Annotated in this window: 6 protein-coding genes; all 6 read left to right on the top strand. The window is 61.9% G+C overall.

The window, feature by feature from the left end:
* Positions 1–494 (top strand): orotate phosphoribosyltransferase (gene pyrE / locus EOA22_RS28395; RefSeq protein ID WP_127390389.1); only part of this gene is annotated, 494 nt, incomplete at its 5' end.
* A 35-nt stretch (positions 495–529) separates the two neighbouring features.
* Positions 530–910, top strand: coding sequence for a VOC family protein (locus EOA22_RS28390; protein ID WP_024503070.1), 381 nt, complete (start codon positions 530–532; stop codon positions 908–910).
* A gap of 254 nt (positions 911–1,164) precedes the next feature.
* The gene (locus tag EOA22_RS28385) at positions 1,165–1,764 is read left to right on the top strand and encodes a DUF2062 domain-containing protein (protein WP_013532587.1); all 600 of its coding nucleotides are present in this window, start codon (positions 1,165–1,167) and stop codon (positions 1,762–1,764) included.
* Positions 1,761–2,174, top strand: coding sequence for a holo-ACP synthase (gene acpS / locus EOA22_RS28380; protein ID WP_013532586.1), 414 nt, complete (start codon positions 1,761–1,763; stop codon positions 2,172–2,174). The genes EOA22_RS28385 and acpS overlap by 4 nt, the downstream gene beginning before the upstream one ends.
* A gap of 78 nt (positions 2,175–2,252) precedes the next feature.
* Entirely contained in the window at positions 2,253–3,002 is a 750-nt protein-coding gene (gene lepB / locus EOA22_RS28375) for a signal peptidase I (RefSeq protein ID WP_013532585.1), read from the top strand.
* Between the two features lie 41 nt (positions 3,003–3,043).
* A partial coding sequence (locus tag EOA22_RS28370; RefSeq protein ID WP_281040791.1) for a ribonuclease III domain-containing protein occupies positions 3,044–3,368 on the top strand: 325 nt, incomplete at its 3' end.

The following is a 3,368-nucleotide window of genomic DNA, read 5'->3' as shown; positions in this document are numbered from 1 at the left end:
GTCCGGTCTTCCTGCAGAAGGCGCGCGTGTTCATGCATGCCGACAAGACCGAGCTTCTGTGCAAGGCGCTGGCGGAGAAGATCCGCGCAGGCGTGCCCGGCAAGATCGACTATGTCGTCGGCCCGGCGATCGGCGGGCTGATCCCGGCCTATGAGACCTCACGTCATCTCGGCGTGCCGGCGATCTGGGTCGAGCGGGAGGGGGGCGAGTTCCGCTTGCGCCGCTTCGAGATCGCCAGGGGGTCGCGTGTCGTCATCGTCGAGGACATCGTCACCACCGGCCTGTCGATCCGAGAGACCATCGAGTGCCTGCGCGAGCTTGGCGCCGAGGTGGTTGCCGCGGCCTGCATCATCGACCGTTCGGCCGGCAAGACTGATGTCGGCGTGCCGCTCATCGCGCTTGCCGAGTATGAGGTCCCGGCCTATCCGGCCGACCGGCTGCCGCCGGAGCTTGCCGCCATCCCGGCGATCAAGCCCGGCAGCCGCAACATCTGACGGGGCATGCCGACATGCGTGAAGACGAATTGGAAATGATCGCCGGCATCGATCATTTCGTGCTGACGGTCGCTTCGCTGGAAGTGACCTGTGAGTTTTACCAGCGCGTGCTGGGTTTTGAGCGCATCGACGCGGCGGATCGACCGACGGCGCTGGCTTTCGGTAGCCATAAGATCAATGTGCATGAGGTCGGCCGGACTTTCGAGCCAAAGGCGAAGTCGCCGACATCAGGATCAGGTGATTTCTGCCTGATCACCGAGCGGCCACTGGATGAGGTCCGTGCGCGGCTCGCGGCCAATGGTGTGGTGGTGGAACTCGGCCCGGTTGAACGTGTCGGGGCCCGAGGTCCAATGATGTCGGTCTATTTCCGCGACCCGGACGGCAATCTGGTCGAGGTCAGCGAATACCTGCCGTAGCCGCTGGCGGCGCTGTGCCTTTCGGCGATGCGACTGCCGTTCCTTAAATTTGCCGCGATTGTCCAATGTTCGAAGCAAGACCTGCCGCCCCGAAGGGCGGCGACAAGCGCGGCGCACAAAAGGTGTTTGGTTGTTCTTGCGCCAGCGCGTTGTTATATAAGCTGGCGATTGCCATAGGGTGATCGTCAAGCGCAAGATGTGGCTGCCACGCCCGGCTGAAGGTGCCGTTGCGGGCGCTGTGGAACGGGAACAGAGTGCTATTTCGACGCCGCAAGCCTGATGGCCTTTATGAGCGGGTGCGTACCTATCTTTGGCCGCGCCGCTCGTTTTCGCGCTCGCTTCAGTATTTTTCCAAGCGCATCCTGCGGCTGAAGGCCACACCGCATGCGGTGGCGGCCGGCGTTGCGGCCGGTGTCTTCGCTTCATTCTTCCCCGTCGGTTTCCATTTCATCATCGCTGCCATCCTGTGCTGGGTGATAGCCGGCAATCTGGTGGCGGCGGCGCTTGGCGCGGTTTTTTTCGGCAACCCGCTGACCTTCCCGTTGCTATGGGGCGCGTCGTGGGAAACGGGCAAGCTCATCCTGCATGACCGGTTGCCGACACATGGGCCGCCGGCGCATCTGGGCGAGATGTTGCACAACCTCTCCTTCGCGCAATTGTGGAAACCGGTCCTTGAACCGATGCTGATCGGTGCGGTTCCGCTCGGCTTGATCTTCGGGCTGCTGTTCTACGCCATCACGCGCTGGGGCATGAACGCTTTCCGCGAACAGCGGCGCAAACGCCTGGCCGAGCGCGCAAGCCGGCATGCGCAATCGTCCCATCCCGGCGCAAGCATCGGTTCCACTGCGCGATGATCATCGGCATCGGCAGCGACCTGATCGACATCAGACGCATCGAGAAATCGCTGGAGCGTCACGGCCAGCGCTTCGTCCAGAGAATCTACACCGACATCGAACAGGCGCGTTCGGACAATCGACGCGCCCGCGCGGCCTCCTATGCCAAGCGTTTCGCCGCCAAGGAGGCCTGCGCCAAGGCGCTGGGCACCGGACTGGCGCAGGGCGTGTTCTGGCGCGACATGGGTGTCGTCAACCTGCCCAGTGGCGCGCCGACCATGGCGTTGACGGGAGGAGCGCAGGCCAGGCTGGCCAAAATCCTGCCAAAGGGCTATCGGGCGGCAATCCACCTCACCATCACGGATGATTTCCCGCTCGCTCAAGCCTTTGTGATCATCGAGGCGCTGCCCGTCGAAGAAGCGCCACATTGATTGCCTCTGACGACCGGCATTGACGTTGCCCAGCGCGCGCCGAGACTCTATACCATCCAACGCACAATCGAGGACGACATGAGCGTGGCTGAAAAATCCGAGAAGAAATCCGGCGGGCTTGGCGAGACCGTCAGCGTCATCGTCCAGGCGCTTTTGCTCGCCCTGGTCATCCGCACGCTGCTGTTCCAGCCTTTTTCGATCCCGTCGGGATCGATGCGGCCGACGCTTTTGGAAGGCGACTATCTGTTCGTCACCAAATGGTCCTATGGCTATTCGCGCTATTCGCTGCCTTTCGGACCCGATATTTTTTCGGGCCGCATCTGGGGCTCCGAGCCGAAGCGCGGCGACGTGGCGGTTTTCAAATTCCCGCCTGATCCGTCCGTCGACTACATCAAGCGCGTTGTCGGCCTGCCGGGTGACAAGATCCAGGTCAAGGACGGCCAGCTTTTCATCAACGGTGTCGGCGTGCCGCGCGTGAAAACAGGCCAAATCGACAATCCCGACATCACCGAGGAATCGCGCCCGATCGATGTCTATCGCGAAACCCTGCCCAACGGCGTCAGCTACGACACGCTTGACCTGAATTCGAACTCGATCGGCGACAACACCCGCGAATTCGACGTGCCGCCCGGCCACTATTTCATGATGGGCGACAACCGGGACAATTCCGCCGACAGCCGTTTCACCGTCGGCTACGTTCCCGCGGAAAATCTGGTTGGCCGCGCCAATCTTGTCTTCTTCTCGATCGCCGGCAAGGCGAGCCCTCTCGAAATCTGGAAATGGCCGTCGCTGATGCGCGCTTCGCGCCTGTTCCACTTCGTCAATTGATGGCTTTGAAGCGCCCGACAGGCGAAACACTGGCCGGTTTGGTGAAGGCCAAGACCGGTTACGTCTTCAAGGATATCCGTTTGCTTGAGACCGCCTTGACGCATTCCAGTGCGGTCAAGGCGGCCACCAACAACCAGCGTCTTGAATTTCTTGGCGACCGCGTGCTCGGGCTTGTCGTCGCCGATATGCTTTTCGAAAAATTTCCCGATGCGCCGGAAGGTGAAATCGCGCCGCGCTTCAATGCGCTGGTCGATGCGCGGACCTGCTCCGAAATCGGCATCGAAATGCAGCTGGAGGATCTGGTCCGCGCCGATTCTGCCTTGAAGATGCGGTCGCGCGGCCTCGATGCCACCGTCGACGTAAACC

It is taken from the genome of Mesorhizobium sp. M7A.F.Ca.US.014.04.1.1, from assembly GCF_003998745.1.
Classification (GTDB): domain Bacteria; phylum Pseudomonadota; class Alphaproteobacteria; order Rhizobiales; family Rhizobiaceae; genus Mesorhizobium; species Mesorhizobium ciceri.
Note: the sequence above shows the minus strand (reverse complement) of the source record. Positions and strands in the feature narration are given on the sequence as shown.

Coding starts and splice junctions, on each gene's coding strand:
- acpS (WP_013532586.1), top strand. CDS start 1,761: ATGATCATCGGCATCGGCAGCGACCTGATCGACATCAGACGCATCGAG.
- lepB (WP_013532585.1), top strand. CDS start 2,253: ATGAGCGTGGCTGAAAAATCCGAGAAGAAATCCGGCGGGCTTGGCGAG.
- EOA22_RS28390 (WP_024503070.1), top strand. CDS start 530: ATGATCGCCGGCATCGATCATTTCGTGCTGACGGTCGCTTCGCTGGAA.